This window comes from Acidisoma sp. 7E03 (genome assembly GCF_054665075.1).
This window is the reverse complement of record NZ_BAAFHE010000009.1, coordinates 132,274-148,320: the sequence shown is the minus strand read 5'-3', so window position 1 is coordinate 148,320 and position 16,047 is coordinate 132,274. Positions and strand designations below refer to the sequence as shown.

Here is a 16,047-nt window from a genome sequence, read left to right as displayed (position 1 = left end):
CACGCGACTCAAAGATAGCCGAAGCGCTGCATGACCGCGCCGTGGTCCCGTTCGATGCGGGCCGCCTGCGCGGGGCTCAGCACCTGCCGCCATTGCCCGGCCTGGCCCACGCGAAAGAAGGCATCGGCCGATTGCGCCGGCTGTTCGACGAAGCCGTGCGCCGCTTCCTGGGCGCGCAACACGGCGAAATCGCTGAAAGCGACGGCGCGCGCAAGCCGGGCGGGCTCAGGAGCCTCGCCCAGGAAGCGGACCAGGCCGCCGAAGGCGCCCGCCGCATCGGCCAGCATGTCCTCGTAGCGCAGCACGTGCAGCTGCGGGCTCGGTCGGCGCGTCCAGAAATGCACATGGGCGGACCAAGTGGCGAGGCGGACATAGACGCTGCTCTCCGTCCCGCCGGTCGCGGCCTCGGGATCGGCCATGAAGGCGATGGTGCGGTCCAGCGACAGGCCGAGATGCCGGCTGAAGGAGACAGCGACGTCCCGCGGGTCGCGCAGCACGTAGATGCAGCCGGCCGTCACCTCCTTGGTGATGGTCTGCACGCCTTCCACCACGAGAAGGGCGTTGTGCGTCTTGACGAAGGTGATGCCGGGGCGGGCCGCCGCCATCTCGCGATGCACGATGGGGCGCAGGCGCTGGACGTCGGCGATGCTGTAGGCCGTGGCCGGGCGCGGATCGTGCGGCTGGTAGCGGGCGGCGGCACTCTCGCCGGTCGTCAGGGCGGTGAGGTCGTTGATGTCCTGCGGGCGGTCTCCCGCACGGATGTAGTTGTGCAGGAAGGCGCGGACCCAGGTATTGCCGGATTTGGGATAGGAGGCGATCCAGAGCAGCTGACCCATGGGAGAGGCGGGCCGGTTCAGGCGCGGCGCGTCAGCTCGTCGTAGATGTCGACGATCTCGCCGGCGATGCGGCCGAGCTCGAAATCCCACCAGCGTTCCAGCAGCACGTCAGCGCGGTTATGGGGCGCGAGTTCTTCGCGCAAGGTCAGAAAGCGGTCCCAGAGATCGGGCCAGGGCATGTCGGCGGGAGTCAGCGCGATCAGGTCCGGCACGAAGGCTTCGCGCAGCCGCACCTTCATCGGCCCCGCATGGGAGGCGAGGATGCGCGTCGCGGTGAGGAATTTTTCGCGGGTCTCGCTCGCCGTGTCCATCACATTGCTCATCCCGTTTCGCCTTCCCTAGGAGGGGCGGCCCCGGTGTGGCCGCGATGTGAAAAAGTAAACGGTTTGGCGGAAGCGGCACCAGAGCGGCCCGGTCGACCCTGCCGTGCCCCATGCCCTGCGTCAGGCCGCCCTCGCTGATTCGGCACTTTGCAGCCGACGTATGTTCCTATTATGTTCTTGTTCTTCCTCCGCCCGACGCAGAAAATGAACCAATCGTTTCAAACACTTGAAGATCTTCGTGCGGATATCGCGTGCCTGGAGCGTGGGGCGATGGCACCGGCTTCGCACGCTGTCCTGCCTTTCGGCGTCGACATGATGGATCGCCACCTGCCGGGGGGGGGCCTGCGCCTCGGCGGCCTGCACGACCTCGCGGATGCAGGCACGGGTGCGACCCATGGTAGCGCAGCGGGGCTGATGGCGGCTGGCATTCTGGCGCGGCTCTCCGGCCCCGTCCTCTGGGTGGGGGAGCGGGACGATCTCTTTCCGGCGGGTCTCGCCGGCGCCGGGCTCCACCCCGACCGCGTACTGCACGTGCAGGCGCCGCAGGCCGTGGCCCTGGTGCTGGAGGAAGGCTTGCGCCATGGCGGCTTCGCGGGCGTGGTGGGTGAGGTCGCGGATCTGCCGCCCACGCCGGCCCGCCGCCTGCAGCATGCGGCCGAGGCCGCGGGCCTGCCGGCCTTCCTGCTGCGCCGCCCGCGCAAGGCGGGCGCCGCCGCGCGAGACCTGCCCATCCCGGCGCTGACGCGCTGGCGTCTGCGGCGCCTGCCGTCCGGCCCCGTGGTGCCGGAGGCGCCGGAGGTGCCGGGCCTCGCCCCGGCGCTCTGGCAGGTCGATCTGCTCCGCTGCCGCGGCGCCGCCCCTGCATCCTGGATTCTGGAGGCCTGCGATGAGACGGGTCATCTCCGTCTTCCTGCCCTTCTGGGCCACCGAACGGTGGTGCCGGCAGCGGCAGGCGGACGGGCACGCCGCAGCGGATAGCACGGCCGCCACGGCCGGCGGCTGCGTCACCCGCCTGCATGACGGGCGCCGCCACGTCGTGGGCGCGGCCGATGCGCGCGCCCGAGCGCGTGGCATTCTGCCCGGCCAGCCGCTGGCCGCAGTCCAGGCCATGCATCGCGATCTGCAGGTGATCGAGGCCGATCCAGCCGGGGATGCCGCCGCCCTGCGGGAGCTGGCGGCCCGGGGCCAGCGCTATGCGCCGCTGACCGCGGCCGACCCGCCGGATGGCATCCGCATCGACAGCACGGGGGCCGACCATCTGCATGGCGGCGAGGCCGGGCTGCTGGCGGAGATCGCCGGCCGTCTCGCCCGCGCCGGCCATGCCTGCCGCCTCGCGGTCGCCGATACGCCGGGCGCCGCCTGGGGGCTGGCCCGCTATGCCGCAGGCACCGCGCCCGTGATCTGCCCGCCCGGCGGCACGGAAGCCGCGATCGCGCCCCTGCCGCTCGCCGCCTTGCGCCTGCCGGGGGAGACCCTGCGCGGCCTCGCCGCCCTCGGCCTCGGTGAGGTCGGTGCTCTTCTGCAGGCGCCGCGTGCGCCGCTCGCCCGGCGGTTCGGCGCCAGCCTGCTGCGCCAGCTCGATTATGTGCGCGGCACGGTCTTCGAGCCGCTGGAGCCCGTGCCGCCGCCCAGCCTGCTGCGCCAGCGCCTGACCTTCCTCGAACCCATCGGCACGGCGGAGGCCTTCGCGACCGTCATCGGCCGCCTCACCCGGGCGATCGCGGAGGCCCTGACCCGGCGCGGGGAGGGGGCGCGGCGGCTCGATCTCGTCTGCGAGCGGGTGGACGGCACGCTGCAGGTGGTGGCGGTCGGCACGGCGCGGCCGGTACGGGATGCAGCACAGCTCGCCCGGCTGCTGAGCGAAAAGATCGAGACGATTGAGCCGGGGCATGGGGTGGAGGCGATGACGCTCTGGGTGCCGCTCGCCGAACGTGCGGAGGCCGAGCAGCATGCGGCGTTCGCCGCACCCTCCGCCGCCGGAGAGATGGCGGCGCTCGCCCCGCTGGTGGACCGGCTGGTGGCGCGCTTCGGCGCCGCCCAGGTCTATCGTTGGGCCCCGGTGGAGAGCGACGTGCCGGAGCGCAGCCTGCGCCGCCTGCCGCCGCTGGTGCCGCCGACGGGCCGCACTTGGCCCGCGGAACTGCCGCGCCCCCTGCGGCTGCTCACCCCGCCGCAGCCGGTGCAGGCGATCGCGGTGCTGCCGGACCAGCCACCGGCAGCCTTCACCTGGCGCCAGGGGCGTCACCGCATCCTGCGGGCGGATGGGCCCGAGCGCATCTTCGGCGAATGGTGGCGCCGCAGCGGCGAAGAGCAAGCGGTGCGGGATTACTGGGCGGTGGAAGACGAGGAGGGGGCGCGCTTCTGGCTGTTCCGCCGGGGTGATGGGGAGCGGCCGGAAACCGGCACGCTCGCCTGGTTCCTGCACGGCATTTTCTGAGGTGCAACCGACAAAGAGCTGCAAACTCCGCGGCATGCGAGGCGGCCTTGCCGTCTCGTCATCGCCTGGCCCCATTGCCGTGCGCCGCGGCGCCGCCATCTTCCTCCTCATGTGCTCCATGAGAAGGATGCCGCGATGAAGCGCCTGCTGTCGGCCACCTTGGCCCTCACCCTCACGACCGCGCCTCTGGCGATGGCCCAGCCGATGGGCGGACCTGGCGGCCCGCCGCCGCCCCCGCCGGGCGGTCCCGGTCACCATCAAGGCCCGCCGCCGCCGGGCTGGAACCACGGGCCCGGCGGCCCAGGTGGCCCCGGTGGCCCGGGCTGGGGCCGCGGGCATCCGCCGCCGCCCCCGCCGGGCGGCTGGCACCACTGGGCGCGGGGCCAGCGCTTCGACGCGCCGCATGGCTATTGGCAGCCGGTGCCCGACTGGCACGCCCATCCCGGCCTCTACCCGCCGCCGCCCGGCCAGCAATGGGTCTGGTACAACAACCAATACGTTCTGGTCGCGATCGCGAGCGGGATCATCGGCGCCGTGATCGGCGCCAGCATGACGCCGTACCAGTAAGCGCCATCACCAACCGTCGAAGATTGAGAAGGCGGACCCTCCAGGTCCGCCTTCTGCGTTTCAGCCCTCTGCCCAAAGACCTAATACTTTAGTCGAAAGTCTGCGTGTGTTTTGTTTCATGCACGCGTATTCTACCTCTTTGGGAGTATCTTCGGGCGCCTTTAGACAGGTTCTTGATCATTTCTCTTGCGCCGAAAGGATGATCCGTGGTGTAGACCGCTCATCATCACCGAAACGTGAGCGATAGATGGTCGATACCACCGTCATGCGCGCTGCGGATTTCCTCAGCACTTTGGGTGTGAACACGCACATCCCCTACACCGACGGCGGCTATGCCAATCTGAACAATGTCCGCGCTGATCTCGCCTATCTCGGCATCACGAAAGTCCGTGACCCGATCAGCGATGGCGCCGCCGGCTCCGCGCCTCTGTCGAGCTACATCCAATTGGCGCAGCAGGGCATCACCTTCGACATCCTGCTCTTCGTCGGTGGCGACCATACGCTCGCTGACGTTGCAACCAATCTGGCGCTGGTCGAGAGGCTCGCCGCCGCCGCTCCCGGCAGCGTCACCGCCATCGAAGGCGCCAACGAGATCAACAATTTTCCCCTCACCTTCGGCGGCATTGGCGGCCTAGCCGGGGCCGTCGCTTTGCAGGAAGCGATCTATGCTGCGGTGAAGGCGACGCCGCTGCTGCAGGGCGCTTCCGTCTATTATTTCACCGGCTACGATGCGGGAGGGATCGCCGCGGGACCCAATCCGGCGACGACCCCGGGCCTCGCGGATGCCGATACGCAGCATCCCTATCCGAACCAGGGCGAGGCGCCGCAGGCCTGGGTCGCGCGCGCCCAGGCCCTCGGCAACGAACACCCGGCGACGGGACCCGCCGTCTATACCGAAACGGGCTACAGCACGAACGGTGGCACGGGTGGCGCGGTCAACCAGGATGTCCAAGCCCGCTACACGCTGGATCTGCTGATGGACGATGCCAAGCAAGGCATCGCCATGACCTATCTGTATCAGTTGATGGACGCCTATCAGCCGGGCTCGCCGCAGGGGGATGACGGCTTCGGCCTCTTCGATCCGGCGAACCAGCCGAAGGAAGCGGCGGTCGCGCTGCACGACCTGACGGCCATTCTGGCCGACCCCGGCAGCCGCGCCACCACCTTCACCACCACGCCGCTCGCCTATACCCTTCCAGGCCTGCCTTCGACCGGTGACAGTCTGGAACTGCAGAAATCATCAGGCGCGACCGACATCGTGGTCTGGGCCGAGCCCGCCATCTGGGATGAGGCGAGTGGGCACGAAATCGCGGCTCCCGTTAGCGAAACGACCCTCGACCTCGGCAAGACCTATGCGCAGGTCAAGATCTTCGATCCTCTGCTTGGGACCGCGCCGGTGCAGACGCTCACAGGCGTCAGCCGCGTCACCCTCGCCTTGACCGACCATCCGCTCATCGTCGAGGTCGCCCCGCAGGTGGTGTCCACGACCAGCGGAGGCGGCTCCGACGCCGTCTCCGGCGGTGGAACCGCCCCGGTGTCGAGCGCCGGATCCAGCCCCGCCAGCACGCCGCAATCGAACTCCACAGCCTCGGGCGGCGCGTCTGCCGCCAGCACCCCGGCCGTTGCGGGCCAAACCGTGCCGTCCTTCCTCTTTCTCGGCGCGACGAGCGCGATGGCAGGCTTGGCACAGAGCCGCTACGGCGCCGGCTTCGCTCAGTCCGACGTGACTTTCGCAGGCCCGGGCGGCATTCCGGCGCCCAGGACGAACACGGCCGCTCTGGTGCTGACCGGTGGCAGCACGGCCCCGGTGCCCACGGGCTATGCCACCGTTCTGGACACGGCGAGCGGGGACCGGCTCACGGTCTCCGGTGCGGCGACAATCTTCCTCCAGCATGAGACGGCGCTCGAGACCGAGGCTGGGCCAAGCCTCGTCTTCGCCGCGGGGGCCGACACCATCTCCGCCGGCAGCGGCGCGCTGACTGTCGCGGGTGGTGCGCAGAGCCTTCAGGTCTTCGGCGGCGCGGGCAGCCTTCAGGTTGTCGGCGGGTCCGGCGCCGTGTCGGTGAGCGGTGGCACGGGCTCGCTTCTCGCCTGGGGCAGCACGGGGAGCCAGGCAACGCTGCTCATGGGCGGCAGTGGCCACAACACGCTGACCGGGGGCAGTGGCAGCGGCGCCTCCACCCTGGTCGGGGGCGCCAACGTCACCGAATTCGCCGGCGGCACCGGCCCCACGATGATGGTGGCCGGCACCGGCCAGTCCATCATGAACGGAACCACGGGCAGTGGTGCGGAGACGGTCTTCACCGCCGGGGGCACCGCCCTCATCGCCCTCAACAACGCGGCCGATACGATGGTCGGCGGTTCGGGTGCCGCGACCGTCATCGGCGGCGGCGGACCCACGGTCTTCGCCTTTCTCGACGGTCATGCCGGTGGCAGCGAGGCGATCCTGGGCTTCAGCGCGATCGACAATCTCGCTTTCGGCGGCTTCGCCGGCTGGGCGATCGCGAGCGAACACGTCGTTTCCGGGTCGGACGTGATGCGGCTGACCGACGGCACCGAAATCACCTTCGTGGGGCTGGCACACACACTGTTCTGAGGGCGGCGGCCGGCGCCGCCTATTTCCCCTGGCCGCCGCGGCCTTCGTGCAGCATCCGCTCGACCCGGCGGATGAGGTCGTCCACGCCGAAGGGCTTCGTCAGCACCTCCATCCCCGGCGCGATATGGCCGTGGTTGAGCACGGCGTTCTCGGCATAGCCGGTGATGAAGAGCACCCCGAGATCGGGGCGTGAGACACGCGCCGCATCCGCGACCTGCCGGCCATTCAACGCGCCCGGCAGGCCGACATCGGTGATCAACAGATCGATCCGCGTATCGCTCTCGAAAACCTTCAGGGCGGCAGCACCGTCCTCGGCTTCGATACAGGCATAGCCGAGATCGCCCAGCGCATCGGCGACGAGTAGCCGCACCGTGGGTTCGTCATCCACGATCAGCACCGTCTCTCCGGCATGCGACTGGCGGGGCGTGAGGGCGGTATGCGTCATGTCGGCCTCCACCGTCTCCCCCAGATGACGCGGCAGGTAGATGCTGACGGTGGTGCCGTGGCCGACCTCCGAATAGATCCGGACATGGCCGTGCGACTGGCGGGCGAAGCCATAGACCATGGAGAGGCCAAGGCCGGTGCCTTCGCCGATCGGCTTGGTGGTGAAGAAGGGATCGAAGACGCGGTCCAGGATCGACTTGTCGATTCCTGTGCCGGTATCCGTCACGCTGATGGTGACGTATTGCCCAGCCGACAGATTGCGCTCGCGCGCCGTGCGCTCGTCCAGCCAGCGATTGGCCGTCTCGATGGTGATCCGGCCGCCCGAGGGCATCGCGTCGCGCGCGTTGATGCAGAGGTTGAGGATCGCATTCTCGAGCTGATTGGCGTCCACCAGCGCCGTCCACAGCCCGCCGGCGGCGATGGTCTCCACCGCGATGGCCGGGCCCACCGTGCGCTGCACCAGTTCCACGAGATCGGCGAGCAAGCGGTTGACGATGACCGGCTTGGGCTGCAGCGTCTGCCGCCGGGCGAAGGCGAGCAGCCGATGGGTGAGGGCGGCGGCGCGGCGTGCCGCCCCCTGGCCGGCCGCAAGATACTTCTCGACATCCGCCGTGCGGCCTTGCGCGACGCGGATGCCGATCATTTCGAAGGTACCGGAAATGCCGGCGAGCAGATTGTTGAAATCATGCGCGAGGCCGCCGGTCAGCTGGCCGACGGCTTCCATCTTCTGGGCCTGGCGCAGCGCCTCCTCGGTGATCTTCAGCCGCTCCTGCTCGGCCAGCCGCTCCGTCACGTCGTAGCAGAACTGGAAGGCGCCGATCTGCCGGCCCTCGCCATCCCGCAGCACGCCATAATGCTGTTCGTAGAAGGCACGGGCGAAGGCAGGATCCCCGTATTCTCGCGTCACCACATGGTCTTCGCCCGCCAGCGCGCGGGACCAGCTGTCCTGCACGGCCGCGAGCAGCGCCGGGCGGTCGCCCAGAAGGTCGGCGATCGTATCGCCCACCTTGGGACGGATGCCGTAGACACGCTCGAACTCGTTCGCCGCTGCGCGGTTGATGGCACGGTAGCGCAGGTCCATGTCGACGACGAGGACGAAGGCGTTGGTCTTTTCGACGATCTCGGCGAACAGGCTGCGCCCAGCCAAGGCCTCGGCGACACGGGCCTCCAGCGTCTCGTTCAGCTCCTGCAGCCGGCGCTCGGACCGCTTACGATCCGTCACGTCCTTGAACAGAACGGCGACCTGCCGGCGTTCGGGCGGTTCGAGGCGGAAGGAGGTGATTTCGAGATGCCGGCCTGTCTTCACCAACTCCTGCTCGAAACGGATGGGCTGTCCCGTCGCCAGCACGGGACCATAGCGGGCGATCCAGGAATCGGCTTCGTCCGGCACCATGTCGCGCAGCTTCTGCCCGACGACGTTCGGAATGCCGGCATGCACCGCATAGGCCGGATTGGCATCGACATGGACGTAATCGCTCAAGGGGCCGTGCGGCCCATCGAAGAATTCGATGACGCAGAAGCCCTGGTCCATTTTGTCGAAAAGACCGCGGTAATAGGCTTCGTCACCGACGAAAGCGCGAAGGACCGACGCCCGCGTATCGTCTGTCTGAAGGCCGCCGGTCGCCGGCGTCGTCTCCGTCATGGTCTCGCCTCGATTTGAGCAACGATAACGCATTCGCTGGCGTATCAGGTCAAGTCGCCTCTCTTCCATCGAGGGACTGTGAAGTCCGAACTAGCGCGCTAGACTGGCCGATTGGATCAACCAGGGTTCAGAAGCCGGCGGCGGCACCATGCCAACCGGCCCACCCGCCAGAGGCCACCGCGTCCATGCCCGAGTCTTCCACCTACCGCATCCTCGATCTCGCGAGCCTGCCCGTCTATATCGCCGGCCGTCCTGCGCTGGCCGCCCGGCTCGGCGGCAGCCCGGATGACTGGCGCCTGCGGGACGTGGCCGACGGCAATCTCAACGCGGTCTTCCTGGTGGACGGGCCGAACGGCCGGCTCTGCCTGAAGCAGGCGCTGCCGTATGTGCGCGTCGCCGGCGAAGGCTGGCCGATGGATGTGAGCCGCGCCTTTTTCGAAGCCGAGTACATCCGCCGCCTGGCGCCCTTCATCGGTGATCTGGCACCCCGCCTCTACGACTATGACGCGGCGCAGTTCCTGCTCGCCATGGAACAGCTCACCCCGCACGTCATCCTGCGCCAGGCGATGATCGCGGGGCGGCGGATGCCGCGCGCCGCTTCCGACCTTGGCGCTTACGTTGCAGCGGCGAGCTTCCACACCTCCGATCTCGCTGCGCCTTTCGAGGTGAAGGCCGCCGACCAGGCGACCTTCGCCCGCAATCTGGCGCTGCAGCGCATCTCCGTCGATCTCGTCTTCACCGATCCCTACACAGTCTCGGACCGAAACCGCATCCTGCCGGCGCTGGTGGGCTGGGCCGCGGATTTCCGCGCCGACATCGACCTCAAGCAGGCGGTGGCCGAGGCACGGCTCACCTATCTCACGCGTGGGCAGTCCCTGATTCACGGAGACCTTCACACCGGCTCCGTGATGGTGACGGAGACCGAGACCCGGGTGATCGACGGCGAATTCGCCTGGGTCGGGCCGAGCGGCTTCGACATCGGCACCGTCATCGCCCATTACGTCATGGCCTGGTACGCGAAGCCCCATCACGCGGACACGCCGGCGGGCTTCCGCGAGACGATCCTGACGGACATCCTGACCTTCTGGCGCGTCTTTGAAACCCGCTTCCTCGACCACTGGCGGGCGTTCGAGGGCGAGACGGATGGTTACCCCGCGGCGCATTTCGCCGAACCCGTCGCCGCCAGCCGGCTGGAAACGCGGCGGCGCGCCTATGTCGCCGATCTCTTCCACGACGCGCTGATGTTCATGGCCTGCAAGATCATCCGCCGCGTGCTGGGCTTCGCGCAGATCGCCGATTTCCTCGTCATCGCCGATGAGACGCGGCGCGCCGAAGCCCAGGCCGGGGCCCTCGCGCTCGCGCGCTCCGTCCTGCTGCACCCCGAACGCTACGGCGACATCGCGTCTCTCGTCGCCGCTCTGCCGCGCTTCGAGGCGGCCGGGCTCGACCCGGCGCCGACGCGCCCGCTCTGAGACGCCTCAGGCGGAGGCGCGGCGCACCGCGCGGGCAAGCGCTGCCCGCGTGGCTTCGACCTCCGGCCCAGTGACGCGGAGCGGCGCACAGCCCGCGACATCCCAGTGCAGATGGGCGAAGTCCGGATGCAGCTGGATCGGGCCGCCGCCATTCTCGAAGGCGCTGCGATCCGCCTGCGGCAGCAGGCTCTCGGTCGGCAGGCCCTCGCTCGTCAGCACGTCATGCTGGGCGAGTTCGAGGTGATGATAGGTCACCGTGCTGCGCCGGGCCTGGCACACGGCGTCTCCATCGACGAGGTATTTGACGGGAATCAGCACGCCTTGGCTGAAGACCGCATGATCCGGCGACAGGTAGAGATCGCGGCAAGGCTGGTTCGGGCCGAAGGCATGCGCCCGTACCCGCACCGGCCAGACGCGCGTGGGGTTCGGGTGGCGCGCGCAATCAACCTGCCGCCGCCCCGCCCAGAGGATGGGCTGCGACCCGCCGAACCGCGTCTCGACCATCATGCCCGGCACCAGAGTCTCGACCGCAACCTCGCCATCCGGCGTCGCGATGCGCGTGCCCGCGGCGAAACAGGGCAGCGTCGCGACATAGCCATGAACCGCGTTGGACCCCGCATTCAGATAGACGCCGACGGCCTGGTCCTCGTAGCCCGAATTGCCCGAGGTGGTGGCCGCATCGGGATAGGCGAGATCGGTCCAGACGATGTCGGTGAAATTGTGGATCGTCGCCGAGAAGGCACCTTCGGTGCCGTCCGCCAGCAGATAGTCGCCCGTCACGATGTAGCTGTCCGGCGTCATGCCGCCGGTGATGCCGTCGAAATGCGTGACCACCGCGCCGGGGTGGGTGAAGGAATACCAGTCCCCGCTCGTCATGTCGTAGAGATAGGCCTGGGTCAGTTGGACCGAGCCGTCGAGCGCGGTGTAGCCGCCCGCGATGACGTGATCCCAGATGCCATAGGCCGTGGTGCTAATTGCGCCCGGCTTGTCGTTGGTGACGGTCTCATGCGTCGTCATGTCATAGATGAAGGCGTTTCCGAACAGCGGATAGTTTGCATAGTCGTCGTTGCCGGCGAGCCCCGTGTCGTAATTGCCGACGACGTAGTTGCCATAGGTGCTGTGCGGAATCGTATCGGTGGCGCCAGGGGCGTTGATCGTCGCGTAGGAGCCGTCGGCCGCCTTGTAGATGAAACCGTTGTCGAAGGCGGAGCCGGCCAGCTTGTAGCTGCCGACGACGACGATGCCGGTGGTGGCGTCACCGGTCGTGGGCCCATACGGCACGGTACTGACGGCGCCGGGCACGTCGATCATGATCCATTGCTGGTTGGCCTCGTCATAGATGAAGCCGTGGTCGTCCCCATCGCTGCCGACATACATGCCGACGATGTTGGTGCCGGCGATCCCGGTCAGGAAGGTGGAATAGGCGGTGCCGGAGATGCTGTAGTCGAGCGTCGTGTAGTCGATGGTCGACATGGGCTGGCTGCCTTTCCGTCACCGGAGCGACAGGCGGAATGACTGCCGCAGGGCGGTATCGTAACAGTCCGGCGCGTCCTCAACAATTCGGAATGAAAACGATACTCCGCAGTTTCCGGGCTGCGGCCTAGGGCGCGAAGGCGGTGAGCAGCCGTCCCTGGCGCAGGCGGCGGCCGAGCACCGCGCCCAGCGTCAAGCCGCGGATGGCGAAGAAGAAGAGGAACGCGATCCAGAGGCCGGCATTGCCGAGCGGCGGCATCAGCACCGCCCAGGCCCCGAGGAAGAGCGCGAGGGACAGCAGCATCATGTCGCGCATGTCGCGCGACCAGGTGGCGCCGATGAAGATGCCGTCGAGCTGGAAGGCTGCGGCGGCGATCAGCGGCACCAGGGCGGCCCAGAGGAGGCTCGCGGATGCGGCAGCGCGGACCGAGGGCGCCCGCGTCATCAGGGCGATGAAGCCCTGGCCGGAGGCGAGATAGGCGAGGGTGATGACGAGGCCGGAGGCGAGGCTCCAGCCCAGGGTGAGGCGGACGGCGCGAAGAAAACCCGCGCGGTCGCGTGCGCCGATCATGCGGCCGGCGAACTGCTCGGCGGCGGCGGCGAAGCCGTCCAGGCAATTGGCGGAGAGCGCGAAGAACTGCATGTGCACCGCATTGGCGGCGAGCACCGCGGGGCCGAGCGCCGCCCCCTGGCGGGTGAAGAAGGCGAAGGCGAAGAGCAGAGCGAGGGTGCGGATCAGCGTGTCGCGGTTGAGCACGGCCATGTGCCGCCAGCCGAGCCGGTCGGCCAGTGCCGGGCGGAGGCCGGCCCAGGCCCCAGGCCCCATGATGCGGCCGAGCAGCAGGAGCCCGGCGAGGAAAGCGATGCCTTCGCCGGCGACGGCCGCCCAGGCAGCGCCCCGCACCCCCATGCCGAGATGGAGCACGGTCCAGAGGCAGAGGAGGATGTTCGTGCCGTTGAGCAGGATTTGCAGCGCGAGGCCGGCGCCCGCGCGGCCGCGGCCGAGCAGCGCGCCGAGGATCGCGTAGTTGCCCAATTCTAATGGCGCCGAGAGGATGCGGATGACGCAATAGGCGGCCGCCGCCTGATAGACCGCGCCCTGCGCGCCGAGCAGTGGCAGGCCGATCCGGATTTCAGGCCCTGCCAGCAATAGGAGCAGGAGCCCGAGGCCGAGCCCCGTGGCGAGCGCCCGATGGAACACGGCCCGTGTCTCCGCCGGCCGGCCTTCGCCGAGGGCGATGGCCGTGAGGCCGAGCGTGGTGCTGCGCAGGAAGCTCAGGCTGACCAGCAGCAGGTCGAAGAAGATCGCGGCGATGGCGATGCCGGCCGCGAGCTGCGGTTCGGCGAGCTGCCCGATCGCCGCCGTGGAGACGGCACCCACCAGCGCCGTACTGAGATAGGCGAACATCATCGGCACGGCGATGCCGAGGACCCGCCGATGCGTGACGGTGAAGGCGGGGGGAGGGGACTGGACAACGCTCATCGCCGCACTGAGCCCAAAACCCGGCAGCAGAGCAAGAGCGCGACCCTTGACGATGCGCCGCGCGGCGCCATTCCAGGGAAAGGGGGGCGCGGGCGGCGATGCAGGGCAATGCGGATCTGATGTCGAGCCTGGCCGTGGCCTGGGCGGACCCGATGGCGGCCTTCGGCCGCTTCGCGGGCCATGCCGGCGCGCTGCTCCTCGCCTATCTGCTGGCGCTGCCGGCCGGCTGGAACCGGGAAAAGCGGGAGCGCTCGGCAGGCTTGCGCACCTTCCCGCTCGTCGCGGTCGCCGCCTGCGGCTTCGTGCTGATCGGCACCGCCGCCGCGGGGCCGGGCTCGGCGCAGGCGCGCATCCTGCAGGGCCTGCTGACGGGCGTGGGCTTCATCGGCGCCGGCGCCATCCTCAAGGGCGCGCATCACACCCATGGCACGGCGACGGCCGCGAGCCTCTGGGCCACCGGTGCGCTGGGGGCCGCCGTGGGCTACGGCCTCTTCGGCATTGCCTCGCTGCTGTCGCTCGCGATCTTCGCGACCTTGCGGTTCACGACGGGGCTCAAGGAGCGCGACGCACCACCGCCACAGGCGCGGGAGGAGCGGCGCGGGGAGAAGGAGGGGTGAGCCGACTGGGCATCGTCGTGCCCGGCCCCCATGCTAGGCCCTCGTGCCGCGCATCTCCCCGGCTGAGCGCCCCGACGGGTGGACCCCCGGCATGAAGCCGCGGGTCGGGATGAACGGAGTGCGTCCCTCTAACGCTGACCCCTAATGCACCGCGGCCTCGTCCGGATCGACGCCTTCCGCCGCGTTGTAGCGCCGGGCGAGTGCCGGCATGGTCAGCCCCTGCACGATGATGGTGAAGACGACGACGGCATAGACCACCGGCACCAGATGGCCGCGCGGGGCATCGCCCGGCAGGCTGAGCGCGAGGGCGACCGAAATGCCGCCGCGCAAGCCGCCCCAGGTCAGCACGGCCAGGGCGTGCGGCGTCAGCAAGCCGGGCAGCCGCAGGAAGGCGACCGGGACGAGGATGCTCACGAAGCGGGCGAGCAGGGCGAGCAGGATGGCGATGCCGCCTGCCAGCAGATCGAGCCCGGTCAGCGGCACGGAGACGAATTCCAGGCCGATGAGCAGGAAGAGCAGGGTGTTCAGCAACTCGTCGATCATCGACCAGAAGGTCGAGACATGGTGCTGCGTGATCTCGCTCATGGCGTTGTGGCCGGTCTCGCTGCCCATGGCGAGGCCGGCGACGACGACCGCGATGGGTCCCGAGAGGCCGAGTGAGCTCGCGAGGCTATAGGTGCCGGTGGCGAGTGCCAGGGTCAGGATGAGTTCGAGATTGTAATCGTCCACCCGGCGCATCAGGCGCAGCGCCACCCAGCCGGTGATGAAGCCGAGGAAGGCCGCACCCACCGCTTCCAGCAGGAAGGAGCGGGCGACTTCGGCGACGACGTGGACATGGGCGTTGGATGTCGCGAGACCCAGGAAGACGGTGAAGACGACGACGCCGACGCCGTCGTTGAACAGCGCTTCGCCGGCAAAGATCGCACGGAAGCCGGCAGGCAGGCCGAGACGCTTGAGGAGACCGACGACCGACACCGGGTCGGTCGGGGCCAGGATGGAGCCGACCACCAGGCACCAGATGAACGGCACCGGCTGGCCCAGCGCGCGAAACACGAGATAGATGCCCGTGCCGAAGACGCCGACGGCAATCAGCACGCCGACCGTCGCCAGCACCAGCACCGTCCACTTCCGGCGCAGCAACTCCCGGATGTCGACATGCGCGGCGCCGGCGAAGAGCAGGAAGGCGAGCGCCCCGTTCATCAGCGTCGCCGGCAGGTTGATGGTGTCGAGCAGGCTAAGGGCGAGTTCGCGGAAGTTCACGAAACTCACCAGCGGGTCGATGGCGATGGCGAGGATCGAAACGGCGAGGGCCACGATGAGGACCCCGGTGGAGGCGTGCACCCGCAGCAGGCGGTAGTTGATGATCCCGCAGACCGCCGAGAGCGTCAGCAGGATGGCGATGAAGCTCAGGCCACTCACGACGGATCGCCGTCCCCGGCGGTGCCGCGGAGCGCCCGATCGGCCACTCCGCTAAGATGATGATGCATCTGTGTCAGAGCCTCCTGCTTGTCACCACGTTCGATGCAGTCGATCAGCGCGCAGTGTTCCGCGACCGCGCAATGGCCGGAATGGGCAAGGCGGTGGTCGGAGAGCAGGAGCGAGCAGCGCGAGACGAGTTCAGAGACGTAGCGCGCGAGCAGGGGGCTGCCCGCGGCTTCCGCCAGGCGCACGTGAAACTCGCCGGACAGCCGCACGGATTCGGCGCGGCCGGCGGGCCCGGCGGCGAGTGCCCTTTCCTCCTCGGCGACATGGGCGCGCAGCGCCGCGACGTCCGGACGTGGGCGGCCGGCCTCGAAGAGCCGGTCGATGACGATGCCTTCGATGCTGCGGCGGAGGTCGAGAATGTCGGCGGCCTCGTCCTGGCTGGGCAGGGCGACGCGCGCCCCCTGATTGCTGGCGCGCACCAGTAGACCTTCCGCCGTCAGGCGGGTGAAGGCGGCGCGCACGATGGTGCGGCTGACGCCGAAACGCTCCGCCACGTCGAGTTCTGGCAGTTTGGTGCCGGCGGCCAAGCCTTGCTCGATGATGTCGCGGCGGAGGGCGGCATAGACCCGGTCCGGGCCGTCTCCGGTGCGGCGGGCCTTGGCGGGCCGCCACGCTTTCGGTTCGCGGGGGGAAGGACTCTGCGGCATGATCGGCGGGAAACTAGAGAAAACT

Annotated in this window: 13 protein-coding genes; 6 read left to right on the top strand and 7 right to left on the bottom strand. The window is 69.1% G+C overall.

Features of this window, described 5'->3' with window-relative positions; genetic code table 11:
• Nucleotides 1-8: 8 nt before the first annotated feature.
• Complete coding sequence (locus ACYQ6W_RS15205; protein ID WP_459676471.1) at nt 9-836, bottom strand: sulfotransferase domain-containing protein; 828 nt, start codon at nt 834-836, stop codon at nt 9-11.
• A 17-nt stretch (nt 837-853) separates the two neighbouring features.
• Nucleotides 854-1,159 carry a hypothetical protein gene (locus ACYQ6W_RS15200; protein ID WP_459676469.1) on the bottom strand — a complete coding sequence of 102 codons (306 nt, stop codon included), beginning with the start codon at nt 1,157-1,159 and terminating at the stop codon, nt 854-856.
• A 270-nt stretch (nt 1,160-1,429) separates the two neighbouring features.
• Between ACYQ6W_RS15200 and ACYQ6W_RS15195 the strand changes: the two genes are divergently transcribed.
• The 4 genes from ACYQ6W_RS15195 (at nt 1,430) to ACYQ6W_RS15180 (ending at nt 6,759) form a co-directional block, all read left to right on the top strand.
• Entirely contained in the window at nt 1,430-2,137 is a 708-nt protein-coding gene (locus ACYQ6W_RS15195; protein ID WP_459676467.1) for an ImuA family protein, read from the top strand.
• Complete coding sequence (locus ACYQ6W_RS15190; protein ID WP_459676465.1) at nt 2,046-3,596, top strand: Y-family DNA polymerase; 1,551 nt, start codon at nt 2,046-2,048, stop codon at nt 3,594-3,596. Before ACYQ6W_RS15195 ends, ACYQ6W_RS15190 begins: the two co-directional genes overlap by 92 nt.
• A 135-nt stretch (nt 3,597-3,731) precedes the next feature.
• Nucleotides 3,732-4,163, top strand: coding sequence for an RcnB family protein (locus ACYQ6W_RS15185; RefSeq protein ID WP_459676464.1), 432 nt, complete (start codon nt 3,732-3,734; stop codon nt 4,161-4,163).
• 247 nt (nt 4,164-4,410) lie between these two features.
• Nucleotides 4,411-6,759 carry a hypothetical protein gene (locus tag ACYQ6W_RS15180; protein WP_459676462.1) on the top strand — a complete coding sequence of 783 codons (2,349 nt, stop codon included), beginning with the start codon at nt 4,411-4,413 and terminating at the stop codon, nt 6,757-6,759.
• Between the two features lie 19 nt (nt 6,760-6,778).
• Here ACYQ6W_RS15180 and ACYQ6W_RS15175 read toward each other — a convergent pair whose 3' ends face one another.
• Nucleotides 6,779-8,845 carry an ATP-binding protein gene (locus ACYQ6W_RS15175; protein WP_459676460.1) on the bottom strand — a complete coding sequence of 689 codons (2,067 nt, stop codon included), beginning with the start codon at nt 8,843-8,845 and terminating at the stop codon, nt 6,779-6,781.
• 185 nt (nt 8,846-9,030) lie between these two features.
• Between ACYQ6W_RS15175 and mtnK the strand changes: the two genes are divergently transcribed.
• Nucleotides 9,031-10,317: an S-methyl-5-thioribose kinase gene (mtnK, locus tag ACYQ6W_RS15170; RefSeq protein ID WP_459676458.1), complete on the top strand. Its 1,287-nt coding sequence runs from the start codon at nt 9,031-9,033 to the stop codon at nt 10,315-10,317.
• A gap of 6 nt (nt 10,318-10,323) precedes the next feature.
• Here mtnK and ACYQ6W_RS15165 read toward each other — a convergent pair whose 3' ends face one another.
• Both ACYQ6W_RS15165 and ACYQ6W_RS15160 read right to left on the bottom strand, forming a co-directional pair.
• Nucleotides 10,324-11,790: a Hint domain-containing protein gene (locus ACYQ6W_RS15165; RefSeq protein ID WP_459676456.1), complete on the bottom strand. Its 1,467-nt coding sequence runs from the start codon at nt 11,788-11,790 to the stop codon at nt 10,324-10,326.
• A 127-nt stretch (nt 11,791-11,917) separates the two neighbouring features.
• Nucleotides 11,918-13,273: an MATE family efflux transporter gene (locus tag ACYQ6W_RS15160; RefSeq protein WP_459676455.1), complete on the bottom strand. Its 1,356-nt coding sequence runs from the start codon at nt 13,271-13,273 to the stop codon at nt 11,918-11,920.
• A 119-nt stretch (nt 13,274-13,392) separates the two neighbouring features.
• On the opposite strand from ACYQ6W_RS15160, the gene ACYQ6W_RS15155 reads away from it, so the two are divergent.
• Nucleotides 13,393-13,890 (top strand): MgtC/SapB family protein, encoded by a 498-nt coding sequence (locus tag ACYQ6W_RS15155; RefSeq protein ID WP_459676452.1) that lies wholly within the window; start codon nt 13,393-13,395, stop codon nt 13,888-13,890.
• A 141-nt stretch (nt 13,891-14,031) separates the two neighbouring features.
• Here ACYQ6W_RS15155 and ACYQ6W_RS15150 read toward each other — a convergent pair whose 3' ends face one another.
• Nucleotides 14,032-15,309, bottom strand: coding sequence for a cation:proton antiporter (locus tag ACYQ6W_RS15150; RefSeq protein WP_459676451.1), 1,278 nt, complete (start codon nt 15,307-15,309; stop codon nt 14,032-14,034).
• The coding region (locus ACYQ6W_RS15145) for a GntR family transcriptional regulator (RefSeq protein WP_459676449.1) at nt 15,306-16,047 on the bottom strand (742 nt) is incomplete at its 5' end. The genes ACYQ6W_RS15150 and ACYQ6W_RS15145, both read right to left, overlap by 4 nt.